Source organism: Mycobacteriales bacterium, from assembly GCA_036497565.1.
Classification (GTDB): Bacteria; Actinomycetota; Actinomycetes; order Mycobacteriales; family QHCD01; genus DASXJE01.
Window position 1 is genome coordinate 91,941 of record DASXJE010000018.1, and the last position, 14,892, is coordinate 106,832.

At 73.4% G+C, this 14,892-nt stretch carries 17 protein-coding genes; 12 read left to right on the forward strand and 5 right to left on the reverse strand.

Annotated features, from left to right (window positions below):
- Window positions 1-20: 20 nt before the first annotated feature.
- Window positions 21-563, reverse strand: coding sequence for a DUF3515 domain-containing protein (locus VGH85_01855; protein HEY2172532.1), 543 nt, complete (start codon window positions 561-563; stop codon window positions 21-23).
- 3 nt (window positions 564-566) lie between these two features.
- Window positions 567-800, reverse strand: coding sequence for an Lrp/AsnC ligand binding domain-containing protein (locus VGH85_01860; GenBank protein HEY2172533.1), 234 nt, complete (start codon window positions 798-800; stop codon window positions 567-569).
- A gap of 85 nt (window positions 801-885) precedes the next feature.
- Here VGH85_01860 and VGH85_01865 point away from each other — a divergent pair, with 85 nt between their 5' ends.
- Together VGH85_01865 and VGH85_01870 are read left to right on the forward strand one after the other, a co-directional pair.
- Window positions 886-1,836, forward strand: a complete 951-nt coding sequence (locus VGH85_01865) for a thiamine-phosphate kinase (protein ID HEY2172534.1) — start codon at window positions 886-888, stop codon at window positions 1,834-1,836.
- A 45-nt stretch (window positions 1,837-1,881) separates the two neighbouring features.
- Complete coding sequence (locus VGH85_01870) at window positions 1,882-2,520, forward strand: cytidylate kinase-like family protein (protein HEY2172535.1); 639 nt, start codon at window positions 1,882-1,884, stop codon at window positions 2,518-2,520.
- Window positions 2,521-2,522: 2 nt separating this feature from the next.
- Here VGH85_01870 and VGH85_01875 read toward each other — a convergent pair whose 3' ends face one another.
- Complete coding sequence (locus VGH85_01875) at window positions 2,523-3,059, reverse strand: DUF488 domain-containing protein (protein HEY2172536.1); 537 nt, start codon at window positions 3,057-3,059, stop codon at window positions 2,523-2,525.
- Window positions 3,060-3,084: 25 nt separating this feature from the next.
- Entirely contained in the window at window positions 3,085-3,276 is a 192-nt protein-coding gene (rpmB, locus tag VGH85_01880; GenBank protein HEY2172537.1) for a 50S ribosomal protein L28, read from the reverse strand.
- Between the two features lie 192 nt (window positions 3,277-3,468).
- On the opposite strand from rpmB, the gene recG reads away from it, so the two are divergent.
- From recG to VGH85_01925, 9 genes are all read left to right on the forward strand, one after another.
- Window positions 3,469-5,685 (forward strand): ATP-dependent DNA helicase RecG, encoded by a 2,217-nt coding sequence (gene recG / locus VGH85_01885; protein ID HEY2172538.1) that lies wholly within the window; start codon window positions 3,469-3,471, stop codon window positions 5,683-5,685.
- Window positions 5,686-5,713: 28 nt separating this feature from the next.
- On the forward strand, window positions 5,714-6,277 hold the full coding sequence (gene rsmD, locus VGH85_01890) for a 16S rRNA (guanine(966)-N(2))-methyltransferase RsmD (GenBank protein HEY2172539.1): 564 nt from the start codon (window positions 5,714-5,716) through the stop codon (window positions 6,275-6,277).
- Window positions 6,274-6,756: a pantetheine-phosphate adenylyltransferase gene (coaD, locus tag VGH85_01895; GenBank protein ID HEY2172540.1), complete on the forward strand. Its 483-nt coding sequence runs from the start codon at window positions 6,274-6,276 to the stop codon at window positions 6,754-6,756. Before rsmD ends, coaD begins: the two co-directional genes overlap by 4 nt.
- Window positions 6,757-6,830: 74 nt before the next feature.
- The gene (locus tag VGH85_01900; protein HEY2172541.1) at window positions 6,831-7,439 is read left to right on the forward strand and encodes a YceD family protein; all 609 of its coding nucleotides are present in this window, start codon (window positions 6,831-6,833) and stop codon (window positions 7,437-7,439) included.
- A 2-nt stretch (window positions 7,440-7,441) separates the two neighbouring features.
- Complete coding sequence (gene rpmF / locus VGH85_01905; protein HEY2172542.1) at window positions 7,442-7,618, forward strand: 50S ribosomal protein L32; 177 nt, start codon at window positions 7,442-7,444, stop codon at window positions 7,616-7,618.
- A gap of 22 nt (window positions 7,619-7,640) precedes the next feature.
- Window positions 7,641-8,363: a ribonuclease III gene (rnc, locus tag VGH85_01910; protein ID HEY2172543.1), complete on the forward strand. Its 723-nt coding sequence runs from the start codon at window positions 7,641-7,643 to the stop codon at window positions 8,361-8,363.
- A 12-nt stretch (window positions 8,364-8,375) separates the two neighbouring features.
- Window positions 8,376-9,230: a bifunctional DNA-formamidopyrimidine glycosylase/DNA-(apurinic or apyrimidinic site) lyase gene (mutM, locus tag VGH85_01915; protein HEY2172544.1), complete on the forward strand. Its 855-nt coding sequence runs from the start codon at window positions 8,376-8,378 to the stop codon at window positions 9,228-9,230.
- 42 nt (window positions 9,231-9,272) lie between these two features.
- Window positions 9,273-10,424 (forward strand): hypothetical protein, encoded by a 1,152-nt coding sequence (locus VGH85_01920; protein ID HEY2172545.1) that lies wholly within the window; start codon window positions 9,273-9,275, stop codon window positions 10,422-10,424.
- Window positions 10,421-10,708, forward strand: coding sequence for an acylphosphatase (locus tag VGH85_01925; GenBank protein ID HEY2172546.1), 288 nt, complete (start codon window positions 10,421-10,423; stop codon window positions 10,706-10,708). The genes VGH85_01920 and VGH85_01925 overlap by 4 nt, the downstream gene beginning before the upstream one ends.
- Window positions 10,709-10,823: 115 nt before the next feature.
- Here the strand turns inward: VGH85_01925 and VGH85_01930 are convergent, their stop codons facing one another.
- Window positions 10,824-11,093 carry a hypothetical protein gene (locus tag VGH85_01930; protein ID HEY2172547.1) on the reverse strand — a complete coding sequence of 90 codons (270 nt, stop codon included), beginning with the start codon at window positions 11,091-11,093 and terminating at the stop codon, window positions 10,824-10,826.
- Window positions 11,094-11,233: 140 nt separating this feature from the next.
- Here VGH85_01930 and smc point away from each other — a divergent pair, with 140 nt between their 5' ends.
- Window positions 11,234-14,863: a chromosome segregation protein SMC gene (gene smc / locus VGH85_01935; protein ID HEY2172548.1), complete on the forward strand. Its 3,630-nt coding sequence runs from the start codon at window positions 11,234-11,236 to the stop codon at window positions 14,861-14,863.
- Window positions 14,864-14,892 lie beyond the last annotated feature (29 nt).

Here is a 14,892-nt window from a genome sequence, read left to right on the forward strand (position 1 = left end):
AATGGACCGGGGTCAGCAGATCAGTGGGCGGGGCGGATGGGGACCGCGGGGAGCGTCTTCTTCACCGCGGCACCGATGTCCACCAGTGCGGCGTCCGCGGGGTAGGTCTCCGGGATGCTCGCCTCGACGTAGACACCGCGATCGACCGCGGTCCAGTTCGTGCCCTGGTCGAACCATTGCACGTCGTCGACGGCGATCGCCTGACTGCCGACCTTGAATCCCGTGGGGCGGGGGACGTCGCAGTGCACGACGACCGCCGGGTCGCCCCAGGCCTGCAGGTACTGGTCGTGCGCGTTGACCTCCCGCCGCGACAGGCCGGCGACGGTGCGCGGTAGCGCCGCCAGGAAGGCGGGACAGAGCCGGTCACCGGCCGCCGTACGCGGGGCAGGGGAGACGCTCACCGCCGGCAGCCGGGCCGGCGCCGGCGTGTGCGTCGCGGGGCCGGCGGACGACGGCGCGGTGTGCTGGCGTCCGACGAGGAAGAGGACGACGCCGACGACGATGGCGACGGGTACGGCGACGAGCGTCGCGGTGAGGACCGCGCGGCGCCGGATCGGGTCGATCGCTCAGAGGTGGACGACGGGGCAGGTCAGCGTGCGGGTGATCCCGTCGACGCCCTGCACCCGCGCGACCACGAGCTTGCCGAGTTCGTCGACATTGCGTGCCTCGGCGCGCACGATCACGTCGTAGGGGCCGGTCACATCCTCGGCCATCGTGACGCCCTTGATGCGTGCGATCTCCTGAGCGACCGCGGCTGCCTTGCCGACTTCGGTCTGGATGAGGATGTACGCCTGGACCACGGCGAGCCCTTTCGTCGTCGGTGCCGGGAGCGGATATGAAACTTACCGCACGCGCCGCCGTGAAGATCGACGCAGGGAGGTAGCCATTACTGTCGCAGAGGCAGGCGAGTTCGGCCTCATCGAACGGATAATCACCCGGTTGTCCGGTAGCGCCGCGATCATCGTCGGACCTGGGGACGACGCCGCCGTCATCCGTGCGCCGGACGCGCGGGTGGTCGCCTCGACCGACACCCTGATCGAAGGCCGGCACTTCCGGCGCGACTGGTCGGGGCCCGGCGACATCGGGCACCGGGCCGCGGCCGAGGCCATGGCCGACATCGCCGCGATGGGCGCGGTGCCCACGGGGGTGCTCGTCGGACTGGGCTGCCCGCCGGACCTGCCGGTCAACTGGGTCGAGGAACTCGTCGACGGCATGCGGGAGGAGTCCGGTGAGCTCGGCGCGGCCGTCGTCGGCGGCGACGTCGTGCGCTCCGACACCGTCGTCCTCGCGATGACCGCGCTGGGCGATCTGCAGGGGCGGGACCCGGTCACCCGGGGCGGTGCCCGGGCCGGTGAGGTCGTCGCCGTGACCGGGCGGCTCGGCTGGTCGGCGGCCGGCCTCGCCGTGCTGGCCCGCGGATTCCGCTCGCCGGCGGTCGTGGTCGGTGCGCACCGCAGGCCCGAGCCGCCGTACGCCGAGGGCCCGCGGGCGGCGGAGGCGGGGGCGACCGCGATGTGCGACATCAGCGACGGTTTGGTGCAGGACGTCGGACACCTCGCATCCGCCAGCGGCGTCGGCATCGACCTCCGCCGCGACGCTCTCGTCGTACCGGCCCGGCTGCGCGACGTCGGCCGGGCGCTGGGTGTCGATCCGATGGACTGGCTGCTCGGGGGCGGCGACGATCACAGCCTGGTCGCGACGTTCCCGGCGAAATCGGGACCGCCGCCGGGCTGGACGCTGATCGGGCGGGTCACCGATCCCGTCGACGGCGGCGCGGTGTCGGTGGACGGCGTTCGCCAGGACCCGGCCGGCTTCGATCACTTCAGCCGCGGGTGACATCCTCGACCTCCCGGGCGGGCAGGCGGTGCAGGAGGTCGAGGCGTGGGTGTGGTGACGATCTCCGCGTCGTACGGCGCCGGAGGCAGCGAGATCGGGCCGGAGGTCGCCCGGCGGCTCGGGCTGGAGTTCGTCGACCGCGCGATCACCGCGGGCGTCGCCGCCAAGCTCGGCATCTCCGAGCAGGACGCCGAGGCGCGGGACGAGCGGGTCGACACGGGGCTGTGGCGGGTCATCTCGTCCATGTCGCTGCTGCCCGACCTGGCCTGCGCCGGGAGCCTCGCGCGGACGACGTTCAGCGACGAGCGGGCCTTCAAGGAGAAGACCGAGCAGGTGCTGCGGGAGGTCGCGGCCGGGCCCGGCGGTGTCGTCCTCGGCCGCGCGGCGGCGCTCGTCCTGGCCCGCGTCCCGCACGCGTTGCACGTGCGGTTGGACGCCGACCCCGGCGACCGGGTCGACGCGATGTGCCGGAAGACCGGAGCCTCCCCGCGGGACGTCGAGCGTGACCTGCACCAGAACGACTCGGCCCGGGAGGCCTACGTCCGCCACCTCTACCGCACCGACGCCACGGATCCCCGCCACTACCACCTGGTCATCGACAGCACCGCGCTGGAACGGGACGTCGTCACCGAGGTCATCGTGCACGCGGCGCGGGCTCGTGGCGTGACGAAACCGTGCCGCTGATCTCACTCCAGTCCGAGCGATTCCTGGCCCGCGTCGTAGACGAGCAGCCCGTCCTCGCGCAGCCGCACCCCCTCGGTCGGGTGGTGCTCGGCCAACCGGCCGTCCGGCATCAGGTGACGTACGTCGACACCGCGGGCGAGCATGACGAAGTCGGCGACCAGGCGGCGATGGCAGCGCCACCAGACCGACTCGCTGCACATGACGACGGTGGTCTGCCCCGCCGCGCCCGCGAGGACCTCGTCGATCGCGGCGAGGAACTCCGGGGAGCGGGTGTGCGCGGCGTACCCGCGGAAGGCGTCGTTGCGCCAGACCACGTCGGGGGAGTCGGGTGGGGTACGCCGGAAACCGCCGAGCCGCTGCTCCCAGCGGTAACCGATCCCGGCGGCGGGCAACCACTGCGCCAATTCGGCCCGGGCAACGTGCGGATTGCGCCGGCTGCCCGGCGCGGTACGGATGTCGACCAGCGAGGTCACGCCGGCGTCGGTCAGCCGACGCTGCAGATCCTGCTGGGACGTGGTGCCGTGGCCCGTGGTCAGCAGCGGGCGGGCGGGCGCACCCGGCCGGTCAGGCGCGGGCGACCTTGCCCGCCTTCAGGCACGAGGTGCAGACGTTCAGGCGGCGACGGGTGCCCGGGGCCACCTGGGCCCGCACGGACTGGATGTTCGGGTTCCACCGCCGGTGGGTCCGCCGGTGGGAGTGCGAGACGGACATGCCGAAGCCCGGCCCCTTGCCGCAGACGTCGCACACGCTGGCCACCGGATACTCCTGACTCACGGACAACATGAAACGGCCCCGGGACGACCGGGGTCCGTCGCCAAGTCTAGCCAGCCCGCGGCGCCGGGCCAAACTGCCCGCCGGGCCGGCTCGGCGATCTCGCTAAGCTCGCGGTCGTGTGCGGCGTGCTGACCTGTCCGGCTCCGGCGGCCCACTGAGATGGCCGCCGGGACGGTGACCTTCGACACCCTGCTGCGTGGTGTCGTCGGAGGCAAGACGGCGACGGCGCTGGAGAAGGCCTTCGAGCTGCGCACCGTGGGCGATCTGCTCCGGCACTATCCGCGCCGGTACGCCGAGCGGGGCGAGCTCACCGACCTGGGCTCGGTGGTCGTGGGCGAGCAGGTCACCGTGCTCGCGGAGGTGCGCAAGGTCAACCGGCGCAAGATGCGCAACCGCCCGGGGACCCTGCTCGAGGTGGTCGTCGGAGACGGCCGGCGCACCCTGCTGCTCACCTTCTTCAACCAGGCATGGCGCGAGCGCGACCTGTTCGTCGGCCGGCGGGCGCTGTTCGCCGGCAAGGTCACCGACTTCAACGGGAAACGCCAGCTGAACGGGCCGGCGTACCAACTGCTCGGCGCGGCCGACGACGCCGAGGGCGCAGCCGAGGAATTCGCCGGCATGCTGATCCCGGTCTACCCGGCGGCGGCCGGGCTGCCGACCTGGACGATCAGCCGGGCCGTCCGGCTGGTGCTGGACACCCTCGATCCGCCCGCCGACCCGCTGCCGGAACCGCTCCGCCGCCGGCACCGGCTGGTCGGCCTCGGTACGGCGCTGCAGGACGTGCACCGCCCGCCCGACACGGTCGCGCTGCGGGCCGCCCGGATCCGGCTGGCGTGGGACGAGGCGATGGCCCTGCAGGTGACGCTGGCGCAGCGCCGCGCGGCCGCCGCCGGCCGCCCGGCCGTGCCGCGACCGGCGCGGCAGGGCGGGCTGGTCGACGCCTTCGACGCCCGACTGCCGTTCGCGCTGACCGGTGGCCAGCAGGAGATCGGCACCGTGCTTGCCGCCGAACTGGCCGCCCCGCATCCCATGCACCGCCTGCTGCAGGGCGAGGTCGGCAGCGGCAAGACGGTGGTCGCGCTGCGCGGCATGCTGCAGGTCGTCGACGCCGGGGGGCAGGCCGCGCTGCTCGCCCCGACCGAGGTGCTCGCTGCCCAACACGCCCGGTCGCTCCGCGCGCTGCTCGGCCCGCTCGCCGAGGGCGGCGAGCTCGGCGGGGACGAGCACGCCACCCGGGTCGTGCTGCTCACCGGGTCGCAGTCGGCCGCCGTACGCCGCGCCGTGCTGGCCGACATCGCCGGGGGCGCGGCGGGCATCGTCGTCGGCACCCACGCGCTGATCCAGGAGGGGGTCCAGTTCGCCGATCTCGGCATCGTCGTCGTCGACGAGCAGCACCGGTTCGGCGTCGAGCAGCGCGACGCGCTGCGCATGAAGGCCGCGCAGCCGCCGCACGTGCTGGTGATGACCGCGACACCGATCCCGCGGACCGTCGCGATCACCGTGTTCGGCGACCTCGAGACCTCCGCGCTGCGGGAGCTGCCGCGCGGGCGGTCCGCGATCGCGACGACGGTGGTCCCGGCCGCCGAGCGCCCGGGCTGGCTGGACCGGGTCTGGCAACGGGTGCGGGAGGAGGTCGGGAACGGTCACCAGGCCTACATCGTCTGCCCGCGGATCGGCGGCGAGACCCGGTCCGACGACGACGCCGACGGCTCTGCCGAGGGGGACGGCGCCGACGGGACGCTCGACGGCGGCGACGACGACTCGGCCGCGGGTGAGCGTCGCCCGCCGGTGTCGGTCCTGGACGTCGCCCCGGGCCTCGCCGAAGGACCCCTCGCCGGCCTGCGGGTCGAGATCCTGCACGGGCGGCTGCCTACCGACGAGAAGGACTCGGTGATGCGCCGGTTCGCGGCCGGCGAGATCGACGTCCTGGTTGCGACCACCGTCATCGAGGTCGGCGTCGACGTGGCCAACGCCACCGCGATGGTGATCCTCGACGCCGACCGGTTCGGGGTCTCCCAGCTCCACCAGCTGCGGGGCCGGGTCGGCCGCGGCAGCGCGCCCGGCCTCTGCCTGCTCGTCACGGACGCGCCGGCGGGACCCGCCCGCGTGCGGTTGGACGCCGTCGCCGCCACGGTCGACGGGTTCGAACTGGCCCGCCTCGACCTGGCCCAACGACGCGAGGGCGACGTCCTCGGCTCGGCGCAGTCCGGCCGGCGGTCGGCGCTGCGGATCCTGTCGCTGCTGCGCGACGAGGAGCTGATCCTGCAGGCCCGCGAGGAGGCGGTCGCCCTGGTCGACGCCGACCCGGAGCTGCGGGAGCATCCCGCTCTCGCCGCGCAGGTGGCGGCGTTGATCGAGGACGAGCGCGCCGACTACCTCGAGAAAGCCTGAGCCGACGCGGGCGCCGTACCGTGGCCGGGTGACCCGAATCGTCGGCGGCGGCGCGGGCGGCCGGCGACTCGCCGTACCGCCCGGATCCGGCACGCGACCCACCGCCGACCAGGCCCGCGAAGGCCTGTTCAACACCCTCGTCGGACTGCTCGACCTGTCCGGGACCGCCGTCCTGGACCTCTACGCCGGGTCCGGTGCGATCGGCCTGGAGGCGCTGTCCCGCGGGGCGGACCGGGCGCTGTTCGTCGAGTCCGACCCGCGGGCCGCGCGCACGATCCGCACCAACGCCGCCCGGCTCGATGCGACGGGTGCGCGGGTGCTGGCCGACCGGGTCGAGCGGGTGCTCGCCGCGCCCCCGGCGCCCGGGGCGGTCTACGACCTCGTGTTCGCCGACCCGCCGTACGCCACGGCCGACGACGAGGTCGACCGGATGCTCGCCGACCTCGTGGACCGGGGCTGGCTCGCCGGCGGGGCGGTCCTCGTCGTCGAGCGCGGCCGGCGCAGCCCCGCACCGAACTGGCCGACCGGCGTCGCGCCGCTCAAGTCGCGCCGTTACGGCGAAGCGGTGCTTTGGTACGGTCGCCGACCGTGAGACGCGCAGTGTGTCCCGGGTCCTTCGATCCGGTGACCAACGGTCACCTGGACATCATCAACCGGGCCAGCCGGCTCTACGACGAGGTGGTCGTGGTCGTCGGCGTCAACCAGAACAAGTCGCGGCTGTTCACCGTCGACGAGCGCATCGACATGCTCGCCCGGGTCACCGACGGGCTGCCCAACGTCACGATCGACTCGTTCCAGGGCCTCCTCTCCGAATACTGCCGCACCCACCAGATTCCGGTCATCGTCAAGGGCCTACGAGCGGTGAGCGACTTCGACTACGAACTGCAGATGGCCCAGATGAACAACGGCCTGGCCGAGGTCGAGACGATGTTCATGGCCACCAACAACCTCTACAGCTTCCTGTCGTCCAGCCTGGTCAAGGAGGTCGCCACGTACGGCGGCGACGTGTCCGGGCTGGTCCCGCCCTATGTGCTCGAGCGGCTCCTGGCCCGCCTGGCCGAAGAGGGCTGAACGCGACCGAATCGACGGATTCCTGCCCGCTCCGCTAATCTGGGATCTCCAGCTTCCTCACCCATCGGTTCGTCATGCCCGAGAACAGGACCCCGAAGACCCGGCTCGACCCTCGACGCCCACTCGTGCTCGATCTCCGCGAGCTCGGTAGACGCCCTGGGTCGATGCGGGTGGTGCAGGGTCAGGTCCCGGCGCCTGCGGATCTGCGGGTCGGGTCGATCGCGGTGCCGGAAGGCTCCGGGCTCGACCTCGATCTGCGGCTCGAGTCGGTGGTGGAGGGGGTCTTCGTCTCCGGCACCGTCACGGCGTCGGGGGTGGGGGAGTGTGTGCGTTGCCTCACACCCGTCACCGACGTGGTGGAGGCACCGGTGCAGGAGCTGTTCGCCTACCCGGAGAGCACGACCGAGGAGACGACGGAGGAGGACGAGGTACGCCGGCTCGAGGGTGACGCCCTCGATCTGGAGCCGACCGTCCGGGACGCGGTGGTGCTCGCACTGCCGCTCGCACCACTGTGCCGGGACGACTGCCGCGGCCTGTGCGCGACCTGCGGGGAGCGCTGGGACGAGCTGCCGCCCGACCACACGCACGACACCATCGACCCACGGTGGGCCGCTCTCGCGGAGCGGTTCACCGGCACCGACACGGCCGGCGACCCCGGCCGTCCCGAGAGTCAGGAGAGCTAGCCGTGGCAGTTCCGAAGCGGAGGAAGTCGCGGGCCAACACCCACGCCCGCCGCGCGCAGTGGAAGGCCACCGCGCCGACGTTGGTGACGTGCAGCAACCGCGCCTGCGGGAAGCCGACCCTGCCGCACCGTGCCTGCCCCGAGTGCGGGCAGTACGCCGGCCGGGTCGTCACCGGCTGACCCCGGAACGGGGGCCGGTGCTGTGGCGGATGAAGCCGACGAGCACGCGGGGCTCGAGACGGCGCTCGGGATCACCGTCGACCCGGGCTTGCTTCAGCGCGCCCTGACCCACCGGTCCTACGCCTACGAGCACGGGGGCGCGCCGCACAACGAGCGGCTGGAGTTCCTCGGCGACGCGGTGCTCGGGTTGGTGATCACCGACGCCCTCTACCGCGACCATCCCGACCTGCCGGAGGGGCAGCTGGCGAAGCTGCGCGCCTCGGTCGTCAACATGCGCGCGCTCGCCGGTGTGGCCCGCGGCCTCGGCCCCGGCGGTCTCGGCGCGCACCTGCGGCTCGGCCGCGGCGAAGAGGCGACCGGCGGGCGGGACAAGGCCAGCATCCTCGCCGACGGCCTCGAGGCGGTCCTCGGCGCTGTCCACCTCGACCGCGGCCTCGACGCCGTCGGCACGGTCATCCACCGGCTGTTCGACCAGCTGATGGAGGAGGCGATGCTGCGCGGTGCCGGCCTGGACTGGAAGACCAGCCTGCAGGAACTCTCCGCGGCGCTCGGACTCGGCGCTCCCGACTACCTGATCAGCGAGACCGGCCCGGATCACCGCAAGTCCTTCACGGCGATCGCCCGGGTCAGCGGCGAGCAGTTCGGCGCAGGCGTCGGGTGCAGCAAGAAGGAAGCCGAGCAGAAGGCCGCCGAGGCCGCCTGGACCGTGCTGCAGGCGCGGTCGGTCGCCGCCGACGAAGCCTGACGGGCGCCGTCGATGCCGGAACTGCCGGAGGTCGAGATCGTCCGCCGCGGCCTGGCCCGCTGGGTGGTGGGCCGCACCGTCACCGACGTCGAGGTCCTCCATCCGCGCGCCGTACGCCGTCACCTCTCCGGACCGGCCGGGTTCGCCGCCGGGCTGCGCGGCCGGACCATCACCGCGGCCTGCCGCCGGGGCAAGTACCTGTGGCTGCCCCTCGACTCCGGCGACGCCGTACTGGCCCATCTCGGGATGAGTGGTCAGCTCCTGGTGCGGCCGACCGGGGCGCCGGACGAAACCCATCTGCGGGTGCGGATCCGCTTCGCCGACGGCGACACCGAACTCCGGTTCGTCGACCAGCGCACCTTCGGCGGTCTCTCGCTCGAGGCCGACAGCGACGGCCTGCCCGCGCCGATCCGGCACATCGCCCCCGATCCGCTCGACCCGGCCTTCGACGACGCGGCCTTCACCGCCGCGCTCCGGCGTCGTCGTACGGCGGTCAAGCGCGCCCTGCTCGATCAGACCCTCGTCTCCGGGATCGGCAACATCTACGCCGACGAGGCGTTGTGGCGGGCCCGCCTGCACGGCACCCGGCCGACCGAGACGCTGACACGTCCGGTGATCGCCCGGCTGCTGGCGGCGGTTCGGGAGGTGCTGACGGAGGCCCTCGACGCGGGCGGGACCTCGTTCGACGCGCTCTACGTCAACGTCAACGGCGAGAGCGGATTCTTCGACCGGTCGCTGGACGTCTACGGGCGGGCCGGGTTGCCGTGCCGGCGCTGCGGTACGCCGATCCGCCGCGAACCGTTCATGAACCGGTCGAGCTTCACCTGTCCGCGCTGCCAGCCCAGACCGCGGCGGGCCCGCGGCTGAGCAGGTCGGTGCGCCGGCGAGGTCGTGTGCTTGGCTGTGCCGATGCCACTATCGCCACGGCACTACGAGCATCTCGGGTCCTATAGCGACTGGGCCGACTGGAACCTGCTCCGGCTCGCGAACCGCCCGCCCGGCAAGGACGCCTGCGCCGACATCGACGACCTTCTCGACGTCCGTGCGGACGAGCAACCCGCCGACGTGCGGGTCGAGCGGAGCTGGGTCCGGGACGGGCTGGCCGGCGAGGAACTGTCGTGGTCGGTCGGCTACGGCCCTCGCACCAGGGCGTGGCTGTTGAAGCCGGTCGGCGCCGCCGGGCCGCTGCCCGCCGTACTCGGACTGCACGGCCACGACGGCGTGAAGTTCTACGGCAAGGAGAAGATCGCGGACGGTCCCGACCCGGTCCCGCCCGCAGTGACGGCGCTGCGCGGCGACCTCTACGAGGGCCGGGCCTTCGCCAACGCACTCGCCGCCGAGGGCAACGTCGTCCTCGTCACCGACGTGTTCGGGTGGGGTTCGCGGCGGTTCCCGCTCGCGGAGATGCCGCCGGTGCTGCAGCGGCTGGCGGGCACCGCCGACGTACTGCCCGAAGGCTCCGCGGACGGTGCGCCCGAGGAGTTCGCCCGCTACAACGCCGCGGCCTACCACCACGAGCACCTGGTCGAGAAATACTGCACGCTGCTCGGCACGACCCTGGCCGCGGTCGTCTCCAGAGAGGACCGCATCGCGCTGTCCTACCTGCAGTCCCGGCCCGACGTCACCGACCGGATCGGTTGCGTCGGACTCTCCGGGGGCGGGTGCCGCGCGGCGCTTCTCGCCGCTACCGCCGACCGGCTCGCCGCGGCGGTTGTCGTCGGGATGATGAGCACCTACGGCGAGCTGCTGGATCACAACGTGATCAGCCACACCTGGATGTTCCTGCCCGCCGGGCTCGTCCGCGCCGGCTACGACTGGCCCGACCTGGCCGCCTGCCGCGCGCCCCGGCCGTTGTTCGTGCAGTACAACCGCGCCGATCCGTTGTTCCCGCTCAGCGGGGAGCAGGCGGCGCACGAGAAGATCCGCGCGCAGTACGCCGAGGCCGGCGCGGTCGACGCCTATCGCGGCGAGTTCTACGACGGCCCGCACAAGTTCGATCTCGCCATGCAGGCGGACGCCTTCGGCTGGCTGCGCGACCGCCTGGTGGGCGCCCCGCGATGAGCGAGGGCGAGGAGTCCGCCCGGCTGACGGTGTGGGTGCACGGGCGGGTGCAGGGGGTCGGATTCCGGTGGTGGGTGTGCGACCGCGCCGCCGACCTCGGCCTGGTCGGCTCGGCGACCAATCTGCCCGACGGCGAGGTGGAGGTGGTCGCCGAGGGACCGGCGCGGGCCTGCCGCGCCCTGCTGCAGGTTCTCCGCGACCCCGGGTCACCCGGCCGGGTCCAGCGGCTCACCGAGCGGTGGGGTCCACCTTCAGGCCGTCTCAGGGGGTTCGTGGCCCGATGACCGTGCCGAGGTTTGACCGAAACGGATGAGGCGTGGGAAGCTCAAGGCACCGCAGCACGTCGGCACACTGGCACGACGTGCATCGACCCCCTAGGTCAGTCGCGTGGAGGCCGCCCTAATGGCCAAGGCCTTGTACGGGCACATTGGCGTCGCACCAGACCGTCGGTTCGCTGACGAGTTGATCTTCCTTCGGACCCGGGTTCGGGACTTGGAGGGCGAGGTCGACCGGCTCCGGGCCGAACGGGACGCTCCACTGCCCACAGACTCCGAGCCGCTCGCCGAGGAAGCGCTCGACGAGCGCCTGCACGACCTCTCCGAGCTTTCCGAGCCGGCTCTGGCGTAGCGCGCCGTACTGGCGCCTGCCGCTCCGGCCGTTCTGACGCACGTCGTCGTGCCCGCACCCTGCGAGTCTTCCGCTTCGATCCGGTCGGGCGCGGTAGCGTGTCGCTGGTCCGTGCGAGCGTTTTCCTTGCCGACCGTCGCTCGCCGGTCCGACCGACGCAGGATCGAGCCGCTCGGAGACCCGTGCACCTGAAAACGCTGACGCTCAAGGGCTTCAAGTCCTTTGCCTCTGCCACGACGCTTCGTCTCGAGCCCGGTGTGACCTGTGTCGTCGGCCCGAACGGGTCGGGCAAGTCCAACGTCGTCGACGCGATCGCGTGGGTGCTCGGCGAGCAGGGCGCCAAGGCACTGCGCGGCGGCAAGATGGAAGACGTCATCTTCGCCGGCAGCGGCGGTTCTGCCGGCCCCAACGGTGTCGCGGGCCGGCCGCCGCTCGGTCGGGCCGAAGTGACTCTCACGATCGACAACTCCGACGGTGCGCTGGACATCGATTACACCGAGGTGTCGATCACGCGGCGGATGTTCCGGTCCGGGGAGAGCGAGTACGAGATCAACGGCAGCACCTGCCGGCTGCTCGACATCCAGGAGCTCCTCTCCGACTCCGGTATCGGCCGGGAGATGCACGTCGTCGTCGGGCAGGGTCAGCTCGACGCGGTGCTGCAGGCCCGCCCGGAGGACCGCCGTGGCTTCATCGAAGAGGCGGCCGGCGTCCTCAAACACCGCAAGCGCAAGGAAAAGGCGTTGCGCAAGCTCGACGCCATGCAGGCCAACCTGACCCGGCTCACCGACCTGACGTCGGAGCTGCGCCGTCAGCTCAAGCCGTTGGGGCGACAGGCCGAGGTGGCCCGGCGGGCCGCCACCATTCAGGCCGAGGTGCGGGACTCCCGGCTGCGGCTGCTCGCCGACGACCTGGTCGGGCTGCAGTCCACCCTCGACCGTGAGGTCGCCGACGAGACCGCCGTCCGCGAGCGCCGTACCGACGTCGAGCGCCGCATCGCCACCGAACAGCAGAGCGAGAGCGAGCTGGAGCGGCTGCTCGCCGCGGACGCGCCGCGGCTCGAGGCCGCGCAGGAGACCTGGTACCGGCTGTCCGGGCTGCGGGAGCGGTTCGCCGGGACGGCGCGGCTCGCCGCCGAACGGGCCCGGCACCTGTCCGCCCCACTCGACCCGGCACCGCCCGGGCGCGACCCGGACGAGCTGGAGGCCGAGGCGGAGGAGATCGTCGCCGAGGAGCACGCGGTCGCCGACGAGTTGGCCGGCGACCGCGACCGGCTCGCCACCGCCGTCGAGCAGCGGGCCGCCCTGGAGCAGCGCCTCGCCGCCGCGGAACGTGAGCTGGTGGCGGCGGTCCGGGCCGTCGCCGACCGCCGGGAGGGCATCGCGACCCTGGCCGGGCAGGTCGATGCGCTGCGGTCGCGGGCCTCGGCCGGCGGCGAGGAGATCGACCGGCTGTCCGTCGCTGCCGAGCAGGCCCGCGGACGGGCCGCGGAGGCGGCGAGCGACTTCGACGCACTGCAGTCACAGGTCGGCGCGCTCGACGAGGGCGAGCTCGGACTCGACGAGCGACACGAGGCGGCGGTCGGGCGGCACGAGGAGGCCCGCACCCGCTTCGATGCGCTCGTCGACACCGAGCGCGACCTCGAACGGGACCGCACGTCGTGGGAGGCCCGCCGGGAGGCGCTGGCCCTCGGGCTGGCCCGCAAGGACGGTGCCGGCGCTCTGCTCGCCGCCCGCGACCGCGTCGGCGGCGTCCTGGGCTCCGTCGCGGCGTTGCTCAGCGTCCAACCCGGTCGGGAGCCCGCGCTTGCCGCGGCCCTCGGCGACCTGGCCGACGCGGTGGCCGTGGCCTCGCCGGACGACGCCGTACGCGCGCTGCGGATGCTCAAGTCCGACGAGGGCGGTCGCGCGGGCCTGCTGATCGGCGCGCCGGAGCCGGCCGGTCCGGCCGCTCCCGACGCGACGTCCGGCTGGCCCACCCTGCCGGCGGGTGCCCATTGGGCGGCCGACCTGCTGTCGGCGCCCGAGGCGTTGCGGCCGGCGCTCTACCGGGCTCTTGACCGGGTCGCGGTCGTCGAGGATCTCGATGCCGCGACGGCGCTGATCGCCGCCGACCCGACGATCCGGGCCGTCACGCCCGAGGGCGATCTGCTCGGTGCTCACCGGGCGGTCGGCGGCTCGGCCAGCGCCCCGAGTGTGATCGAGGTGCAGGCCGCGGTCGACGAGGCGCAGCAGCGGGCCGACGAGGCGAGCCGGCGGGCGACCGAGGTGCGCCGCCAGATCGAGGAGACCCGCGCGCTCGTGGCGACGCGGGCCGAGGAGGTGCAGGCCGCCCTCGCCGCCCTGCACGAGTCCGACGCGAAGATGTCAGCGGTGGCCGAGCAGTTGGCCCATCTCGGGGCGGCGGCCCGGTCGTCGGCGGCCGAGGCCGAACGACTGGAACGCGCCCGCACCGAGGCCGAAGCGGCCCGTGAGCGCGACCTCGCCGGCCTCGCCGACGCCGAGCAGCGCCTGCACGCCGCCCGCGACACGCAAGGCGAGGACGAGCCGTCCACAATGGACCGCGACGACGCCACGACCGCCCTGCAGCAGGCCCGCCAGGTTGAGGTCGACGCGCGTCTTGCGGTGCGCACGGGAGAGGAACGGGTCCGGGCCATGACCGGACGGGCGGAGTCGCTGCGGCGGGCCGCCGAAGCCGAGCGCGTCGAACGGACCCGCCGCGAGGCGGCGCGGGTCACCCGCGCCCGCGGCGCCCTGGTGGCCGAGGCCGCGGCGTCGACCGCGGAGGCGACCCTGCAGCGGCTCGCCGGGTCGCTCGCCGACGCCGACGACGAGCGGACCGCCGTCGCGTCCTCCCGGAAGACCCGCGACGCCGAACTGGCTCAGGTCCGTACGGCCGCCCGCGAGCTCGCCACCGAGCTCGACCGGCTGACCGACATCGTCCACCGCGACGAGGTCGCCCGCACCGAACAGCGATTGCGGATCGACGCGCTGCAGACCCGCGCCGCCGAGGAGTACGGCGTCGACGTGGACGCGCTCGTCGCTGACTACGGACCGCAGGCGCCGATGCCGCCGTCGGCGGCCGAGCAGGCCGAATACGAGACCGCCCGGGATCGCGGCGAGCAGGTCGTCGCCCCGACGCCGACGGCGTTCGACCGCCGGGCCTGCGAAAAGCGGGCGGCCCGGGCGGAGCGCGATCTCGCGGTGCTGGGGAAGGTCAACCCGCTCGCCCTGGAGGAGTTCGCCGCGCTGGAGGAACGCCACCAGTTCCTGTCCGGGCAGCTGGAGGACCTCAAGGCCACCCGCCGCGACCTGCTCACGGTCGTGCACGAGGTCGACGAGCGGATCCACGAGGTGTTTGCGTCGGCATTCGACGACACGGCCCGGGAGTTCGCGCTCGTCTTCGCGACGCTGTTCCCCGGCGGCGAGGGCCGGTTGTCGTTGACCGACCCGGATGACCTGCTGACGACGGGGGTCGAGGTCGAGGCCCGTCCGCCCGGCAAGCGGGTGAAGCGGCTGTCGCTGCTCTCCGGCGGCGAGCGCTCGCTGGTGGCGGTCGCGTTGCTCGTGGCGATCTTCCGGGCCCGCCCTTCGCCGTTCTACGTCCTGGACGAGATCGAGGCGGCGCTCGACGACACCAACCTCGAGCGGCTGATCGGGCTGCTCGAGGAGCTGCGCGACGCCAGCCAACTCATCGTGATCACCCACCAGAAGCGCACGATGGAGATCGCCGACGCCCTCTACGGCGCCAGCATGCGCGGCGACGGCGTCACCACGTTGATCAGCCAGCGGCTGCGCGAGCTCGCGACCGCCTGACGCCGGCTCGGGTCGAGTCGCCGGGCGCC

Bases quoted from the DNA above. Each gene is read 5' to 3' on its own strand.
- mutM (HEY2172544.1), top strand. From the start codon at position 8,376: ATGCCGGAACTGCCGGAGGTCGAGATCGTCCGCCGCGGCCTGGCCCGC.
- VGH85_01925 (HEY2172546.1), top strand. From the start codon at position 10,421: ATGAGCGAGGGCGAGGAGTCCGCCCGGCTGACGGTGTGGGTGCACGGG.
- VGH85_01920 (HEY2172545.1), top strand. From the start codon at position 9,273: ATGCCACTATCGCCACGGCACTACGAGCATCTCGGGTCCTATAGCGAC.
- VGH85_01900 (HEY2172541.1), top strand. From the start codon at position 6,831: ATGCCCGAGAACAGGACCCCGAAGACCCGGCTCGACCCTCGACGCCCA.